Raw genomic sequence first — 17,463 nt, 5'->3', positions numbered from 1 at the left:
TCCCTTTTGGAGGGTCGGGGTGAGGGCTTTTGATTCAGGAGAGAAGCATGCGAACGTTTATTTCCCTGGCCTTGCTGTTTTTCAGCGGCCTGAGCCTGGCCGATGGGGCCGACACCCGGGGCCAGCTTCAGGATTACTTTTTTGATGCCGCCCGTCGTGGCGATGTGCCAATGCTCGAGACCTTTATCGAATCCGGCTACACCCTCGATATTCAAGACAGCAAAGGCTATACCGCGCTGATTCTGGCTGCCTATAACGGCCAGCCCAAGGCGGTGGAGCATTTGCTCAAGGCAGGCGCCAATGCCTGCGTGCAGGACAAACGCGGTAACACGGCCCTGATGGGGGCGATTTTCAAGGGTGAACTCAAGATTGCCCACCGCCTGATGGCAGCCGACTGCAACCCTGATCAGCGCAATGGTGCAGGGCAGACGGCGGCCATGTATGCAGGCCTGTTCCAGCGGGTCGAGTTGCTCAAGGATTTATCCCGCAAAGGGGCTGACCTGAATGCCGTAGATGCATCGGGCAACAGTGCCGCTCGGCTGGCCAATGGCGAAATCCGCATGCCCGTAGCGCGCTGACCAAAGCCTAGTGGGCTATCATCGCGGTTTTTCCGTGGAGTTCAGATGGCCAAGCCCAAGCGCATTTACGGCTGCACCGAGTGCGGCGCAACTTTCCCCAAGTGGGCCGGGCAGTGCGGCGAGTGCGGCGTCTGGAACACCCTGGTGGAAACCATCGTTGAAAGCGGGGCTGCGGCGCCGCCCAGCGGCCGTACCGGCTGGACCGGACAACAGGCCCAGCTCAAGACCCTGGCTGAAGTCAGCATCGAGGAACTGCCGCGCTTCTCCACCGCTTCTGGCGAGCTGGATCGGGTGCTTGGCGGCGGTCTGGTGGATGGCTCGGTGGTGTTGATTGGTGGCGATCCGGGGATCGGCAAATCCACCATCCTGCTGCAAACCTTGTGTCAGATGGCTACACGCATGCCTGCGTTGTACGTCACTGGCGAGGAGTCCCAGCAGCAAGTGGCCATGCGCGCCCGGCGCCTGGGGCTGCCGCAGGATCAGCTCAAGGTGATGACCGAAACCTGCATTGAAAGCATCATCGCCACTGCCAAGCTGGAAAAGCCCAAGGTCATGGTCATCGACTCGATTCAGACCATCTTTACCGAGCAACTGCAATCGGCCCCCGGCGGCGTGTCGCAAGTGCGTGAAAGTGCGGCCTTGCTGGTGCGTTATGCCAAGTCCAGCGGCACGGCGATTTTCCTGGTGGGCCATGTGACCAAAGAAGGCGCATTGGCCGGGCCGCGGGTGCTGGAGCATATGGTGGATACCGTACTGTATTTCGAGGGTGAATCCGACGGGCGGCTGCGCTTGCTGCGGGCAGTGAAAAACCGTTTTGGCGCGGTCAACGAGCTGGGCGTATTCGGTATGACCGACAAAGGCCTGAAGGAAGTTTCCAACCCTTCCGCAATTTTCCTTACCCGCGCCCAGGAAGAAGTCCCTGGCAGTGTGGTGATGGCCACCTGGGAAGGGACTCGCCCGATGCTGGTGGAGGTGCAGGCGCTGGTGGACGACAGCCATATGTCCAACCCGCGGCGGGTGACCCTGGGCCTGGACCAGAATCGTCTGGCCATGTTATTGGCCGTATTGCATCGACACGGCGGTATTCCAACCCACGATCAGGATGTTTTCCTGAACGTGGTGGGCGGGGTCAAGGTGCTGGAAACCGCATCGGACCTGGCGCTCATGGCCGCCGTGATGTCCAGCCTGCGTAATCGTCCGTTGCCCCATGATCTGCTGGTGTTCGGTGAAGTCGGCCTGTCGGGTGAGGTGCGCCCTGTGCCAAGCGGCCAGGAGCGGCTCAAGGAAGCGGCCAAGCACGGTTTCAAGCGCGCCATCGTGCCCAAGGGCAATGCGCCCAAGGAGTCGCCGCCGGGGCTGAAAGTCATTGGCGTTACCCGTCTGGAACAGGCGTTGGATGCGTTGTTCGAATAAGCGTTCAAAGGTGTAAAAAATCTGCAAGGGTTGGGCGCGGTATCGGGCTGACAGCCTGGGACAGACAGCGGCGTTGCACGGAAAAAATGTGCAGCACCGCCTGCCAAAAAACCGCAAAAGAAGGCTCTAGACCAATGTTGGGGGCTGGTCTTTAAAGCCAGTAGCGCTAAACTCCGGGTGCAGTCTTTCTTGTCCAACTGGCCGGAATTAAAAAAATGAATAATAAAAATAGCCTGCTCCGCCACATCCCGTGGCTGGTGCTGGCAATTGTAGGAGCCTGCGCCCTTGGCGTAGTGGCATTGCGCCGGGGCGAGGCGATCAACGCCTTGTGGATTGTTGTGGCAGCTGTTGCCATTTATCTGGTTGCTTACCGTTATTACAGCCTGTTTATCGCCACCAAGGTGATGCAACTGGACTCCAGCCGCGCAACACCTGCGGTGCTCAACAACGACGGTCTGGACTATGTGCCGACCAACAAACACATTCTCTTTGGTCACCACTTTGCCGCTATTGCTGGCGCTGGCCCTCTGGTCGGGCCGGTATTGGCCGCGCAAATGGGCTACCTGCCGGGCACGCTCTGGCTGATCGCCGGCGTGGTGCTGGCCGGTGCGGTGCAGGACTTCATGGTCCTGTTCATGTCCACCCGCCGCAACGGTCGCTCCCTGGGCGATATGGTGCGCGAGGAAATGGGCAAGATCCCGGGCACCATCGCGCTGTTTGGCTGCTTCCTGATCATGATCATCATCCTCGCGGTGCTGGCGCTGATCGTGGTCAAGGCCCTGGCCGAGAGCCCGTGGGGCATGTTCACGGTGATGGCGACCATCCCGATCGCGATGTTCATGGGCATTTACATGCGCTACATCCGCCCGGGCCGCATCGGTGAAATCTCCATCGTCGGTGTGCTGCTGCTACTTGGCTCCATCTGGCTGGGGGGCCAGATTGCGGCGAGCCCCGAGTGGGCGCCGGTGTTCACCTTTACCGGTACGCAAATCACCTGGATGCTCATCGGCTACGGCTTTGTTGCGGCGGTTCTGCCGGTATGGCTGGTACTGGCACCTCGTGACTATCTGTCGACCTTCCTCAAGATTGGCACTATCGTTGCGCTGGCCATCGGCATCCTGGTCACCATGCCCGAGCTGAAAATGCCCGCGCTGACCCAGTTCACCGACGGCACCGGCCCGGTCTGGAAAGGCGGCCTGTTCCCGTTCCTGTTCATCACCATTGCCTGCGGTGCGGTATCGGGCTTCCATGCGCTGATTTCTTCGGGTACTACGCCAAAACTGCTGGATAACGAAAGCAACGCCCGTTATATCGGTTACGGCGGCATGCTGATGGAGTCCTTCGTGGCCATTATGGCGATGGTTGCTGCTTCGGTGATCGAGCCGGGTGTGTACTTCGCCATGAACAGCCCGGCAGCGATTGTCGGCGGTGACGTGGTTACCGTTGCGCAAAACATCACCAACTGGGGCTTTGCCATTACCCCGGATGCGTTGACCGCGCTGGCCAAGGACATCGGTGAAACCACCGTCCTGGCACGTGCCGGCGGTGCACCGACCCTGGCGGTGGGTATCGCGCAGATCCTGCACAACGTGTTGCCGGGCGAAAACACTATGGCGTTCTGGTATCACTTCGCCATTTTGTTTGAAGCCCTGTTTATCCTGACCGCAGTTGACGCCGGTACCCGTGCCGGTCGCTTTATGCTGCAAGATTTGCTGGGCAGCTTTGTGCCTGCACTCAAACGTACCGAGTCCTGGGGCGCCAACTTGCTGGCCACCGGCCTGTGTGTGGCGATGTGGGGCTACCTGCTGTATCAGGGCGTGATCGATCCACTGGGCGGCATCAACACCCTGTGGCCGCTGTTCGGTATCTCCAACCAGATGCTGGCGGGTATCGCGCTGATGCTGGCAACCGTTGTGCTGATCAAAATGAAGCGCCAGCGCTACATTTGGGTGACCATGCTGCCAGCCGTCTGGCTGCTGATCTGCACCACCGTGGCAGGCTTTATCAAGCTGTTCGACGCCAACCCGGCAGTGGGCTTCCTGTCCCTGGCCAACAAATACAGCACTGCGCTGGAAGCCGGCCAGGTGATTGCCCCGGCGAAAAACATCGACCAGATGCAACATGTGATCATCAACGCCTACACCAACGCCGGTCTGACCGTGCTGTTTCTGTTCGTGGTGTTCAGCATTCTGTTCTTTGCGATCAAAGTGGGTGTCGCTGCATGGGGCAGCAAAGAACGTACGGATAAAGAGTCGCCGTACCAAGCCATGCCAGATGCTTGATAGAGGGTTGCAACCATGTTCAATGACCTGAGTCGCCTCGGTAAATACCTCGGTCAGGCCGCACGCCTGATGGTCGGCATGCCCGACTACGACAACTACGTCGAGCATATGCAAACCAAGCACCCGGACAAGCCGGTGATGAGCTACGAGGCGTTCTTTCGTGAACGCCAGGAAGCGCGTTACGGCGGCAAGGGCGGGCCCAAGTGTTGTTAACCCGTCAGGGCTGAGCTGTATCTGACTGTGGGAGCGGGCTTGCTCGCGATAAGAGCGGCGCGGTGTGTCAGTGACACCGTGTCGCCTGAATCGCGAGCAAGCCCGCTCCCACATTTGTTTTGGCGTTATGTTTAAGGAGGCACTGCATGACCTCTCCAATCCCCGTCACCATTCTCAGCGGCTTCTTGGGGGCCGGTAAAACCACCTTGTTGCGTTATTTGCTCAAGGCAGAACACGGCCTGAAAATCGCCGTGATCGAAAACGAATTCAGCGATGCCGGGATCGACACCCAACTGTTGGGGGACGAGCCGGTGCAAGTCATGACCCTGGCCAATGGCTGTGTGTGCTGCACCATCCACACCGACCTGACCAAGGCGCTGTACCTGCTGCTTGAGCGTCTGGACAATGGCGAAATTGCCTTCGACCGCCTGGTGATCGAGTGCACCGGCCTGGCCGACCCGGCACCGGTGGCGCAAACCTTTTTTATCGATGAAGAGCTGCGCGAGCGTTATCTGCTGGACGGCATTATTACCCTGGTGGATGCAGCCCACGCCGATGTGCATTTGAGTCAGACCATTGCCCAGGCGCAGATCGGTTTTGCTGACCGCTTACTGGTGAGCAAGCGCGATCTGGTGGATGACGCCACCTTTGATGCCTTGAGCGAGCGTTTGACCCGTATCAACCGCCGGGCGCCGATCCGCGTGGTTGAGCACGGCAAGATCGATCTGGCCGAATTACTGGATGTGCGCGGGTTTAACCTCAACGCAGACTTGGGGGGTGGCCTGAGCTTGCGCCCGGTACAGCCTGCGGCCTCTATCGACCGTATCTCCAGTCTGGTGCTACGCACCGATAAGCCGCTGGATATCGACAGCCTTAGCGCCTTCATGAACGAGCTGCTGGAAGAGCACGGCAAGCAATTGCTGCGCTACAAAGGCGTGCTGAGCATTGCCGGTGAAGATCGCAGACTGGTGTTTCAGGGGGTGCTCAAGTTGTATGGCTTTGATTGGGACACCGAGTGGGCCGAAGGTGAAGCCCGTGAAAGTGTGATGGTGTTTATTGCCGATGATTTGCCAGAGGCCAAGATTCGCGAGGGTTTTGCCCGGCTTGGGGTTTGAGTGATAGCTGACCCTCTCCCTCCGGGAGAGGGTCAGGGGCTTTTGATTTTTTTGTCTTACTGCAATAACAGCTATTTCGCACAACTTCACGGTTGTAAAATCAATAGGACACATTTCTTTCAATAATATTTAAAAGAAATACCATTTTTTTATGTTCGGCTGTTTCGCCAAGATAGTAATGAGGTGAGCCCTTGGCTTTTCTTACGCCGATATACTTGTTGTTATGGGTTTTAAGTGTGATGAGGGTATGGGGTTCACTCAAGTTCCTCTCTGTCACTGTTCGGTTGTTTTGATCGAGTAGTGTGAAGGCAAGTGGATGCTTTAGTGTCGGACTTCTCGCATAGAGTATATCCATATGGTTTATGGCCAGCCGGTGCCGGTCATACTGGCCAGGGTGTTTGATATGTATTTCATAGCCCTTGGCGGTATGCCGGAAATAAAGCTTGAGCGTAGCCTTGATCCCGCCTGTGGCGTGGGCTTGAATGCCCATGGCTGCGGAGTCGTCCCTCAACTGGGGTTTGCCGGAGAAGACACCGCCACTGCCCAGCAAGTCAGTTACTATGACCGATTGGCCATGAAGAGCCCCTAAAAGATGAAGGTTATGGTTCGGTATATGCAAGGTGGCGATAAAGGAGTGTTGCGAATCGTTAGTCATTGTCTGAACTCTGCAGTTGATAAGAATGCATAAATTCAGACTAGGCTGTTATTGTTCGGGGGGAGCGGCCAAGTGTTTCAAAATAACAGATGCAATAAAAAGCCCGGCTTGAAAGCCGGGCTTTTTATTCAGCTATTTGCGATCAGTTGCCGTATACCGGCAGCTTGGCGCAGATGGCTTTGACTTTCTCGCGAACGGCGTCGATAACGGCTTCGTTGTTGATATCTGCCAGGATGTCGCAGATCCAGCCAGCCAGCTCACGGCACTCTTCAACTTTGAAGCCGCGAGTGGTGACAGCTGGAGTACCGAAACGCAGACCCGAAGTGACGAACGGGGAGCGTGGATCGTTTGGTACGGAGTTTTTGTTTACGGTGATAAAGGCTTTGCCCAGAGCAGCGTCGGCGTCTTTACCGGAGATTTCCTGCTTGATCAGCGACAGCAGGAACAGGTGGTTTTCAGTACCGCCCGAAACCACGTCAAAACCGCGTTCGATAAATACCGAAGCCATGGCCTGAGCGTTTTTTACCACTTGTTGCTGGTAAGCCTTGAACTCTGGTTGCAGAGCTTCTTTGAAGCACACGGCCTTGGCCGCGATAACGTGCTCCAGCGGGCCGCCTTGCGAACCCGGGAAAACAGCCGAGTTCAGCTTTTTCTCGATGTCGGCGTTGGCCTTGGCCAGGATCAGGCCACCACGTGGACCGCGCAGGGTCTTGTGGGTAGTGGTGGTCACTACGTCAGCGAATGGAACCGGGTTCGGGTAAACGCCAGCAGCCACCAGACCGGCTACGTGTGCCATGTCCACGAACAGGTAGGCGCCAACTTTGTCAGCGATGGCACGGAAACGTGGGAAGTCCAGAACCTGCGAGTAGGCAGAGAAGCCAGCCACGATCATTTTTGGCTTGTGCTCAACGGCCAGGCGCTCAACTTCGTCGTAGTCGATCAGGCCATTGGCGTCGATGCCGTACTGGATGGCGTTGTACAGCTTGCCCGAAGACGAAACGCTGGCACCGTGGGTCAGGTGACCGCCGTGAGCCAGGCTCATGCCCAGGATGGTGTCGCCAGCCGACAGCAGGGCCAGGTAAACGGCGCTGTTGGCCTGGGAACCGGCGTGCGGTTGAACGTTGGCGTAATCGGCGCCGAACAGTTCTTTTGCACGGTCGATAGCCAGTTGCTCTACCACGTCTACGTATTCGCAGCCGCCGTAGTAGCGCTTGCCAGGGTAGCCTTCGGCGTATTTGTTGGTCAGAACCGAGCCTTGAGCTTCCATCACCGCTGGGCTGGTGTAGTTTTCCGAAGCGATCAGCTCAATATGTTCTTCCTGGCGCTGAGCTTCTTGCTCCATGGCGGCAAAAAGGTCGGCGTCGAACTTGGCAAGTGTCAAATCACGGCTGAACATGGCGGTCCTCAAGGATCGGGGGCAGAAAAGGAGGGCATTCTAACTCAATGGGTTTTATCTGGCATATGAATGCGATTCACGGTGAGCAACTATGAGCTTCAAGCTTGTAGATCCGCGCTTGCCGCTTGCAGTTGCTCCACCAATTGGCCCGCCGGCATCGGTCGCCCGAACAGATAGCCTTGCACTTCGTCGCAACCGTGTTCACGCAAGAAATCCAGCTGCTCGTGGGTCTCTACACCTTCGGCGATTACCGCAAGGTTCAGGCTGTGGGCCATGGCGATAATGGCCCTGGCGATTTGCGCGTCCTGCTCCCCGGAGGGCAGGCCGTCGACAAAGGTACGGTCGATTTTCAGTACGTCGATGGGGAATTGCTTGAGGTAGTTGAGCGACGAATAACCGGTGCCAAAGTCGTCCACGGCAATGCTCAGGCCGAGGTTTTTCAGGCTGGCCAGGATATGCAGCGCTTCGCTGACCTCGCGCATGAGGATGCTTTCGGTCAGCTCAAGCTCCAGGCAGGCCGGGGACAGGCCGGTTTCCTTGAGGATATTGGCAATGCGCGTACCCAACTGGCCGTCGGAGAACTGGCGCGCCGATATGTTGACCGAGACTTTGGGCACGCGAACCTTGGCCTGATGCCAGAGCTTGAGCTGGCGACAGGCCTCGGCCAGCACCCAGTCGCCGACTTCGACCACCAGTCCCAGTTCTTCGAGTACCGGGATAAAGTCGCCGGGTGGCACCAGCCCGCGCCTTGAGTGATTCCAGCGCAACAGTGCCTCAACGCCGGTCAGACGTTTGCCGTCGCCGCTGAACTGCGGCTGGTAATAAAGAATGAATTCCTGCTGCTCCAGGGCATGACGCAGGTCGCTTTCCAGTTCAAGGCGCTCAAGAGCGCTGGCGTTCATGTCTGCCTGGTAGAACTGGAAGTTGTTTTTGCCGCGCTCCTTGGCGTGATACATCGCGGTATCGGCGTTTTTCATCAACTGGCTGAGTTCGTTGCCGTCTTGCGGGCTCAAGGCAATACCAATACTGGCAGTTACAAAGAACTCGCGGCTTTCGAGTACAAAGGGCTTTACCAGACTGGCGAGGATCTGTTCGGCCACATTGATAGCGCGGTTCAAGGCCTTCTGACGGGTGGTGCGAGGCTGCAGAAGCAGGGTGAACTCGTCACCGCCCATGCGCGCCACAGTATCGTCGTCACCCACACAGGCAAGCAGGCGGATGGCCATGTCCTTGAGCATGCGGTCGCCGGCTGCGTGGCCCAGGGAGTCGTTGATCGGTTTGAAGCGGTCGAGGTCAAGAAACATCAGCACCACCCACGACTTGTTGCGCTCGGCCTGTTGCAGCGCGGTGTGCAGACGGTCCTGGAACAGGGTGCGATTGGGCAGGTGAGTCAGGGCGTCGTAGTAGGCCAGGCGGTGGATTCGCTGTTCGCTGGCCTTGCGCTCGCTGATATCACTGAAGAAGCACACATAGCTGGCCAGATCGCCTTCATCATCGAGCACTGCCGTGATGCCGACCCAGGCCGGGTAGTGTTCGCCGTTCAGGCGCTTGAGCCAGACTTCACCCTCCCATGTGCCGTGCAAATGCAGTTGCTTGAGCACATAGGCGAGGTGTGCGCGTTGTTGGTCATCGACAGTGAGCATGCTTGGTAGCTGGTCGAGGACTTGTGCGACGGCGTAACCGCTGACCCGGCTGAAAGCCTCGTTGGCTTGCACGATATAGCCTGCAGGGTCGGTAATAAGGATGGCCGAGGTGGAGTGTTCAAAAACCGTGGCGGCCATGCGCAGGTCTTTTTCGGCACGGCGTTGCTGGCTCATGTCGCGACCAACACCCAGAATGCCTTCAAAACCGTCGTCTTCATCCCATACCAGCACCAAACGCAGTTCGATGGGCACCTTGTGCCCGTCAGCGCGCAGGCAGTCGAACAGAAACAGCTGGGTTTGTACCTGGGCACGCAAAGCCGACAGTTGCTGGGGCTTGTGCAGTGCGCCACGGATACGCTCGATCAGGTTGTAGATACCCTCCAGCTGTTGCGGCGTGGCAATAATAGACTGCCAGCCATTGTCGAATACCCATTGTGCGTCATAGCCCAGTACAGTCTGTATGGAGGGGCTGAGGTAGTTCATGCGCAGCGAGCTGTCAGTGGAGAAAATCACGTCGCTGATGCTTTCGGCCAGCATCCGGTAGCGTTGCTCGCTGTCGCGCAATGACTCGCTGGCTTCAATCTGGTCGGTGATGTCCTTGGCCACCCCTACAATTCGCGAGACTTGATCACCTGTATGACGGGCAAAGGCTTGCTCACGGATGTCAAAGCGCCGCCAGGTACCCTGCTGATGGCGAAACCGCAGTTGGCATTGCATCAGTTGCTTGTAACCGTTTTCCTGCTGCTCTTTGCGCAACTGGTGATAGCGCTCGGCGTCTTCAGGGTGCAACAGCAACTCCCAGAAGTAAGCGCCCATTTCCTGCAGTTCAACAGCGCTATAGCCCAGGGTCTGGCCAAGGTGATGGTTGCTGAAAATGATCCGCTGGCTGATTACATTTTGTACATATAGATGGTCGGGAACGGTTCGCACCACATCGGACCAGAAGCTTTCGCGCTCTTGCAGGGACAGTTCGATCAACTTGCGGCTGGTGATATCACTGATGCTCAAAATGACTGCATGGTAGTCCTGCTGATCCACAGGCAGACGCAGCACCAGCCATAAGTGCTGGTCGCGACCGCTGGCATCGGTCAGTTTTATTTCCAGCTCAAGCTGTTGCTGCTGGTCGAGCACGGCCTCGACGACCTGATAGCCAATGGCTGAACTGCTCAGCGGGCAGCCGTTGATCAGCTTGTGCCAGGCACCTTCTCCTGAATCGACCTCCAGCAGCTGCATGGCTACCTGGTTGACTTCGGTGATGCGCAGTTGCTCGAATAACTGGCGACGATGTTCCGGATGATCGCTGAGCCAATGCTTGAGGGCATCAGTGTCATGGAGTTTTTCGCGCTCAAGAAACCCTGGCAGGCTGGACAGGTCGAGCACGCAGAGGGCGACCCCGGTGCCTTCAAAAATATCGTGGTAACGCCGGCGGCCTTCATGCAACTGGCGCTGGCGGCGGCGCATGTTTAACAGCGCCATAATGGGCAGCAACGAAAACACCAAGCCGAGCAGGCATTTGCCGATCAGTCCGGGCAGCAGCTGCTCGATTGCCTGGCGGTCATTGAACAGCCCGCGCAGTTGCCAGTCGCTATGGCTGATAGCTGCCAGCAGTACGGTGTCGTCTTCATCGCGCTGGCTCAGGGCCGAGGGGGGCGAGACGTTTTTATCCGCGCGGCTGAGTACCTTGCGGGTCTGGCTGTTTTCCACCAGCCACTGCGGCCGGTTGCTGCTGTTGGCGTTCTGATGCGTGAGGTTTTGCAGCAGGTCCGGGCTCATGCGCAGCAGCCAGTAGCCGTCGATGGCGCCGCTGGGCTGGCGCAGCAACAGGTAGATGATGCTGGCATCACTGTTGTTGCTGAAGTAGTAACCTTCAGTGCGGTTGCGCGACGGGCTGCGTTTGACCCAGTCGGCCAGATACGCAGCGTCGGGGCTGGTCCCGGTACTGTCGAGCAACACTTCGCCGGCCGGACTGAGCAGGGCCAGGCTTTGCAGGGATGGCAAGGACTGGCCCAGTTGCTTGACCAGCGCCTGTTGCTGGCGCTGGTTTCTTGGCGACTTGTCTACGGGCAGCAGATTGAGCGCGGTTTCGGCCCGCAAGGCCATGCTCAGGCCGATATGGTCGGCCAGGTCGGCGCTGTAGTTGATGCTGGTCTGGCGCTCTTGCTGCAGGGTTTCCTGAAACTGCTCGACCAACAGCCAGAACAGCATCGCCAGCAGCAGTAAAACCAGGGTCGCCAATGCACTTTTCAACGTTCCGCGCACAGGTGTCCCGAGTAATTGGCTGGACGCTTTGACACGAGTGGGCGGGGTGACATTGGGCAACTTGTGATCCTGCGATTTGGCGGCAATGGCGCGAGGCCCCCTAAAGGCGCCAAGCATGCCTTGGGTTGTGGCAAAGTGCCAGTCCTCTGGTCTGCGCTGGTTTGCCCTGCATCACGCATTCAGGTAGATTCTGGGGTCTACATTTGTGCTTTTTCTGCGAGCAGGCATTGATCTCGATCAGTCCCTGACTTTCTGCTATGGCCTGATCCGGGCATTGCTCGCGCCTTATTCACCCGTCACTGACCCTAGGTTATCCATGGCTCAATGCGTGGATCTACCCTATTAGATTTTAGTCATGTTTTACGATCTGAAGCCGAGCCCTGACGGTTACTAGTTCTCCAGCCGACCCAGCATTTTTTCGCTCTCAGTCCTGCATCAGGGCAAAGATTTTAGTTAGGTTTTGATGATTTTGAGCCAATTTCAACTCCAAAACTTAACTTTTCTAAGCGTGCCTCCTTGTCAGGTATCACGATGCAGATATAGACGCTGGGAACATGATGCTGTATCGGAGGAAATGCAGAACCTGCTGAGCAAATCACCGGAGATAATGCAAGTCCGAAAGCGGACGGTTGAGCATCCCTTCGGGACGCTAAAGCAATGGATGGGTGTGACGCGCTTCCTGACCCGAAGGCTGGCCGGAGTGAGCGCAGAGTTGAGCTTGAATGTGCTCGCCTATAATTTGAAACGGGTTATGAAAATCATCGGCGTTAATGGTTTGATGAAGGCGCTGTCGGCGCAAAAAAAAGGCTGACTTTGGCCCATCCGAGAGGCTGTAAAGCAGCGTTGACCTGTTCCAGGTCGCTACCCAGACCCGAAGCATTTACTGTGCGATCACTCAGCCAACGAACGTCAATGCTTCAAGACGATAGGGCCCATGAGCGTTTTTACACACTCTGGGCCGTTTTCGGCCTGTGGCGAGAGGCAAAAACCGGCCAAAAGGAGGCGGCCGGCATCGGAGCTGCTCCTAGCACGAATTCGCAAAACTCAGGTAACTGACTCCCCAGAAATGTCGACAATGCCGCACCGCACCAGCACTCTTAACGATCCGCACACTGAGCTGGCGTACAAAATATAGGAAGGTCTAGCGATATCTAGTGATGTATAGCGAATTTCGCTATACATCACTAGATATCGCTATATTTCGCGCATTGCTCGATCACCGATGACCGCGTATCTACATGCGCTGCCGCCCAAGCTCAAGATTCGGGTCGCAGATGGCAGTAATTTTAGCGGAGTTCAGTTCATCGTAACGGGCGACTACCGGCCAATAGCGGTCATCGACCGTCAACTAAAGCAGGGGCGACTCAACATGAGCGCCGGAAAAACTCTAGCTTTGGGCCTCGTCGTCAGCGCAGGCTCATACCCATCCTGGGTTAGCACCTTTGCTTTAATGTCAATGTGTTAACTGCGACAGCCGGGATAGTTGTCGCGGCTGATCTACGCGTTAAGGATTAGCCTCGGCCAAGCCTGCTTCAATGAAGCGCACCGAACTCTCCATGGCCTGCTGACCTTCTGGCAGCATGGTGGCGTAGAAGTGCCAGGCGTGGAACATCGCAGGCCATACTTCCAGGTTTACGCGAACGCGGTTATCAGCCAGGTGAGTTGCAAGGCGCATTGCATCACTCAACATCAGCTCGTTCTCGCCGATCTGCACCAGGATTGGTGGAAGACCGGTGACGTCCGCGAACACAGGTGAGGCCAGAGGATGATTGGCCAATGTGTCGCCTAGGAATGCTCTGGCGAGGATGTCCAGGACAGGCTTGGAGTTCAGAGGATCCAGACCTTCACGGTTGCTCATGGAAGCACCGGTGTGTTCAAGGTTCGCCCATGGTGAGATGGAGGAGCCAACCGCAGGCAATGGAAGCCCTTTCGACTTAGCAGCAACCATGATGCTGACAACCATCGCGCCGCCAGCCGACTCGCCAGAGAACGCAATTTTGTTAGCTGGGATTTTCTGCTCAAGCAGCCATTCGTAGGCGCGCAATGTGTCGTCAACAGAGGCTGGGAACTTGTGCTCAGGAGCAAGACGATAGTCTGGCATGTACACACGAGCACCGAGCATTTTCGCGTAATTGCCACCGATGCCGTGGTAGCCGTCTGGACGACCTACAATGTAGGCGCCGCCGTGGATATACATCACTACTGCGTCAGTTTTGATCTCGTCCGGGGTAACCAGTGTGCCGGGGACGCCGCCCATGTTGACTGCTTCGAATTTAACGCCAGCTGGCGCTGGATTTTGCGCGAGCATTTTTGCGTAAGAGTCGCGGATGTCGCTCATTTTTGTGGTGGTATCAATTCCCTTAAGAACGGGTACCAGATCGCTAAGGCTGTTGGCCCAGGTTTGGACGGCTGCTTGGACTTTAGTGTTCATAATGACCTCAATTGATCGATGGGAGTGGATTAGCTAATTGAGATACTATGCTTAGTATTGGGGAATAGGGTTCCCCATAACAGGTGCTAAGCCGCCCGAACGTTGAGACCCTTGAGGCCCCATGGAACTCCATAACCTGAATGATATCGCAGCGTTTGTAAGCTCGGTAAACGCTGGAAGCTTCACTGCGGCGGCCAAGCAGCTTGGCCTTACGCGCTCTGCAGTGGGGAAGTCGATAGTCAGGCTCGAGGCTCGTTTACAGGTACGTTTACTGAATCGTACTACGCGCAGTTTAAGCATGACGGATGACGGCCAGGTTCTGTATGAGCGTTGCGTGGGCGTTCTTCAGGATCTGGACGACGTGGAGGATGCCCTTGCGTTTCGTCGTTCAACACCCAGTGGGCGACTGCGGATGAGCCTGCCGGTAGCATTAGGCAGACTTCATGTCCTTCAGCACATCGAGTGCTGTCTTAAGGATTGGCCCTCCTTGAGCGTCGATATCACATTTTCCGACAGGCTGGTCGATCTGATCGATGAGGGATTTGATTTGGCCATGCGTATCGGGCCACCGAAGGAAGACTCTCGGTTGCTCACGCGTACCGTGGCCTATCAACAAATGATTACCTGCGCTTCACCCAAGTATCTGGCTGAGCATGCCGAGCCCAAAACGCCTGAGGATTTGTCCGAGCACCAGTGCCTGCATTTCGTGAGCGGTGGGAGATTGCTTCCTTGGAATTTTCGCGTGAATGGTAGCTCCGTGCCCGTTACTCATGGTGGAAGGCTACAGATGGACAGTGCTGAGTCATTGCACCAGTCAGCTGTCGCTGGCCTAGGCATCGCGACTCTTCCTTCCTATGTGGTAAATGACGATTTGAGGAGCGGCAAACTCGTTCAATTGCTCGCAGGGTATGCAGAGGCCGCAGAGCCTATTCGGGTGATTTACCCTAGCAAGCGACATCTCTCTCCAAAAATTCGTCTCTTCATCGATAAGCTTGTGGAGGCTTGGTCGCCTTGTCCGCCATGGGAGCGTGATTCGGCAATTCCTACGTTTGCACCCTAAGCGAAGCCGTCTGGCTGAACCGACGCTCAGACACCCTAGATCACCTCGACCTTAATCATGGCGTCTGTATTTCCAACAGTTTACAACTCAAATATTTGAAGGGACGCTATTGGCCGCTCTCCGCCGATCACAACAGGCAGAAAACGGCCATCTCTGGTCACCCCTACCTAAGTGACAGCTCTAAATTCTGCGGCGCATTCTCCCTGGAGGCGCCCCATAAACCTCCTTAAATTTTTTGCTGAACGCCGCCTGCGATTGGTAACCAACCTGCAAGGCAATATCTTTTAATCCCAGATGCGAATGACTCAGCAGGCTGAACGCCAATTCCATACGGACTTGCGTAAGCAATACCCATGGCGACACACCAGCCACACGAACGAACGCCCGCATGAAAGATGCTCGGGACATGCACGCGATATCTGCTAGATTTTGGATGGTCCACTCGTGCGCAGGATCAGCCAACATCGCCTGCCATACGGGGCCCAGACGTTTATCGCTGAGCAAGGCGAGCGTGCCGATGTCTTGGCCATGGCTAGATAGATGGGCGCGAAGGATCAGGGTGAATAACGCCTGAGAAAGAGCATCGAGCAAAAATTTTGCTCCAATCTGATCGCCGTCTGCTTCCCCGCGTAATAAATCGACCAGAGACTGTAATGGTCCATCCGCTGGGAGCGTGCCGCTGGGTATCAACAGGTAGTCAGGTAATGAAGCAAATAGCAACGAAGTTCGGTTGAAGTGAAAGCAGCCGCATAGCATGTCCAGATCCGCACTCACGCCGCCAATGCGATGTATGGGCAATATGCCAGCGTCGATACGCTTTGCCGATACCAATGTTGGCGCAACAGCTTTGCCCGGACTATGCAGCACATGCGGCGCACCACCCGGCAGGAGCAGAACGTCGCCGGCGCGCATAGAAAGACGCTGCCCGCTTGGAAGCTCCACCCGACACTCACCCGACAGCACCACGTGGTATGGCGCTTTGCCCAGCGCTTCCTGCTCATGCTCCAGGGACCAGTCACCCTGAAATTGGCAACGTAAATCCAGACTGCCACGAACATTGGCGAGGCTGATGAGCTTGTCGATCGAATTCATTTGAGCGCATCGCAGAAAAAACAGAGCGTATCGAACTAATCAAAATAGGACTAGGGCATACACTAAACAAGGTTAAACATTACACCCAACCCCCCTCAGGAGTTACCGCAATGTTCATTAACTGGTCCGAATTATTACCCTCCATCCAGAAAGCTTTCGGCGCGCTGGGCAAAAGTAATCCAAAAATGGTCAAAGCCTACATGGCCCTCGGAGAAGCCTCTGCCGAAAACGATGTGCTCGACACCAAGACCCGCGAATTGATCTCCATTGCAGTCGCCATCACTACACGCTGCGACGGCTGTATTGCAGCTCACACTGATGCGGCCATTAAGGCTGGTGCGAGCCGCGAGGAAGTGGCTGCGACCTTGGCCACTGCGATCTCGTTGAACGCAGGCGCCGCTTATATTTATTCACTGCGCGCTCTTGAGGCGTACGACACCTTGAAAAAATAGCTCTTTCGCCATAACTCCACCGGCCCCGCACACTTAAACGTGCCGGGGCTTACCTGATACATCCAGACGTCAGCCACTTGTTGAGACGATCGAACAATAACTTGAGCATGACGCACAAAAGCGTCTCGCGGCTAAGCCTCAGACTGGTTTCACATTCCAAATATTCGGATAAGTCTGATGCTCGCTTCATTCACTACATGGCTGCAATTCATCAGCAAGCTCGACACCCTTGGCACACACCTCATGAGACTGGCGATCGCCGTAGTTTTCTTGTGGATCGGGGCGCTCAAATTCGCGCCTTACGAAGCCGATAGCATTACCCCCTTTGTCGCCAACAGCCCGTTTATGTCTTTTTTTTATGAACATCCCGAGGATTACAAGGCACACCTGACCCACGAGGGTGAATTGAATGCGGAAAAGCGCGTCTGGCAGACCGCAAATAACACATACATCTTTTCCAACGGCCTGGGCGTAGTAGAAATTCTGATCGGTCTGCTGGTGCTTTCCAACCCGATCTCGCGACGCGCCGGTCTGCTTGGTGGGGCGCTGGCCTTCGGTACACCGCTGGTGACCTTAACCTTCCTGCTCACCACACCTGAAGCCTGGGTACCGGATCTTGGTGATGGTGAACATGGCTTTCCATTCCTGTCTGGTGCAGGACGCCTAGTGCTCAAAGATCTCTTGATGCTGGCCGGCGCTCTTCCGGTGATGGCTGATTCCGCCCGTCAGTTATTGCAAGAGCGGCGCCCCTAGTTTTCTTTTAAAGCCTTGAAATCTGAATCGCCTCAAGCTTCGTAGTGTAGTGGTCTAATGAAACCGGACACCCATTTAGGCGAGAATGCTCGCCAGATCGAGGTGTCAGATGACCAAACAA

The 17,463-nt window shown here is 56.3% G+C and carries 13 protein-coding genes and 1 pseudogene; 9 read left to right on the top strand and 5 right to left on the bottom strand.

Annotation, left to right across the window (positions count from 1 at the left end; genetic code table 11):
• Window positions 1-47 precede the first annotated feature (47 nt).
• From GHN92_RS17175 to yjiA, 5 genes are all read left to right on the top strand, one after another.
• Entirely contained in the window at window positions 48-578 is a 531-nt protein-coding gene (locus GHN92_RS17175; RefSeq protein ID WP_095018386.1) for an ankyrin repeat domain-containing protein, read from the top strand.
• Window positions 579-623: 45 nt separating this feature from the next.
• Complete coding sequence (radA, locus tag GHN92_RS17170; RefSeq protein WP_083369766.1) at window positions 624-1,991, top strand: DNA repair protein RadA; 1,368 nt, start codon at window positions 624-626, stop codon at window positions 1,989-1,991.
• A 215-nt stretch (window positions 1,992-2,206) separates the two neighbouring features.
• Complete coding sequence (locus GHN92_RS17165) at window positions 2,207-4,273, top strand: carbon starvation CstA family protein (protein WP_094999363.1); 2,067 nt, start codon at window positions 2,207-2,209, stop codon at window positions 4,271-4,273.
• Window positions 4,274-4,288: 15 nt separating this feature from the next.
• Window positions 4,289-4,486: a YbdD/YjiX family protein gene (locus GHN92_RS17160; RefSeq protein WP_007937254.1), complete on the top strand. Its 198-nt coding sequence runs from the start codon at window positions 4,289-4,291 to the stop codon at window positions 4,484-4,486.
• 146 nt (window positions 4,487-4,632) lie between these two features.
• The gene (gene yjiA, locus GHN92_RS17155) at window positions 4,633-5,601 is read left to right on the top strand and encodes a GTPase (RefSeq protein WP_094999362.1); all 969 of its coding nucleotides are present in this window, start codon (window positions 4,633-4,635) and stop codon (window positions 5,599-5,601) included.
• Between the two features lie 100 nt (window positions 5,602-5,701).
• On the opposite strand, the gene GHN92_RS17150 is transcribed toward yjiA, so the two are convergent.
• From GHN92_RS17150 to GHN92_RS17140, 3 genes are all read right to left on the bottom strand, one after another.
• Complete coding sequence (locus GHN92_RS17150) at window positions 5,702-6,256, bottom strand: hypothetical protein (RefSeq protein ID WP_133143787.1); 555 nt, start codon at window positions 6,254-6,256, stop codon at window positions 5,702-5,704.
• Between the two features lie 142 nt (window positions 6,257-6,398).
• Complete coding sequence (glyA, locus tag GHN92_RS17145) at window positions 6,399-7,652, bottom strand: serine hydroxymethyltransferase (protein ID WP_088378929.1); 1,254 nt, start codon at window positions 7,650-7,652, stop codon at window positions 6,399-6,401.
• A 98-nt stretch (window positions 7,653-7,750) separates the two neighbouring features.
• The gene (locus GHN92_RS17140) at window positions 7,751-11,614 is read right to left on the bottom strand and encodes an EAL domain-containing protein (RefSeq protein ID WP_094999966.1); all 3,864 of its coding nucleotides are present in this window, start codon (window positions 11,612-11,614) and stop codon (window positions 7,751-7,753) included.
• Between the two features lie 475 nt (window positions 11,615-12,089).
• On the opposite strand from GHN92_RS17140, the pseudogene GHN92_RS17135 reads away from it, so the two are divergent.
• Window positions 12,090-12,365 (top strand): annotated as a pseudogene (locus tag GHN92_RS17135) (transposase); the annotation flags it as partial.
• Between the two features lie 693 nt (window positions 12,366-13,058).
• Here the strand turns inward: GHN92_RS17135 and GHN92_RS17130 are convergent.
• Window positions 13,059-13,985 carry an alpha/beta hydrolase gene (locus GHN92_RS17130; RefSeq protein WP_016779374.1) on the bottom strand — a complete coding sequence of 309 codons (927 nt, stop codon included), beginning with the start codon at window positions 13,983-13,985 and terminating at the stop codon, window positions 13,059-13,061.
• 121 nt (window positions 13,986-14,106) lie between these two features.
• Here GHN92_RS17130 and GHN92_RS17125 point away from each other — a divergent pair, with 121 nt between their 5' ends.
• Window positions 14,107-15,045 carry a LysR family transcriptional regulator gene (locus GHN92_RS17125; RefSeq protein WP_016779375.1) on the top strand — a complete coding sequence of 313 codons (939 nt, stop codon included), beginning with the start codon at window positions 14,107-14,109 and terminating at the stop codon, window positions 15,043-15,045.
• A gap of 180 nt (window positions 15,046-15,225) precedes the next feature.
• Here the strand turns inward: GHN92_RS17125 and GHN92_RS17120 are convergent, their stop codons facing one another.
• Complete coding sequence (locus GHN92_RS17120; RefSeq protein WP_047273856.1) at window positions 15,226-16,137, bottom strand: AraC family transcriptional regulator; 912 nt, start codon at window positions 16,135-16,137, stop codon at window positions 15,226-15,228.
• 110 nt (window positions 16,138-16,247) lie between these two features.
• Between GHN92_RS17120 and GHN92_RS17115 the strand changes: the two genes are divergently transcribed.
• Window positions 16,248-16,589 carry a carboxymuconolactone decarboxylase family protein gene (locus GHN92_RS17115; protein ID WP_016779377.1) on the top strand — a complete coding sequence of 114 codons (342 nt, stop codon included), beginning with the start codon at window positions 16,248-16,250 and terminating at the stop codon, window positions 16,587-16,589.
• 177 nt (window positions 16,590-16,766) lie between these two features.
• On the top strand, window positions 16,767-17,342 hold the full coding sequence (gene rclC / locus GHN92_RS17110; protein ID WP_016779378.1) for a reactive chlorine resistance membrane protein RclC: 576 nt from the start codon (window positions 16,767-16,769) through the stop codon (window positions 17,340-17,342).
• Window positions 17,343-17,463: the final 121 nt, after the last annotated feature.

Origin of the sequence: Pseudomonas sp. FSL R10-2964 (assembly GCF_009600035.1) — a bacterium.
GTDB lineage: Bacteria > Pseudomonadota > Gammaproteobacteria > Pseudomonadales > Pseudomonadaceae > Aquipseudomonas > Aquipseudomonas bubulae.
The sequence above is the reverse complement of the archived record's forward strand: the minus strand, read 5'-3'. Positions and strand labels throughout refer to the sequence as shown.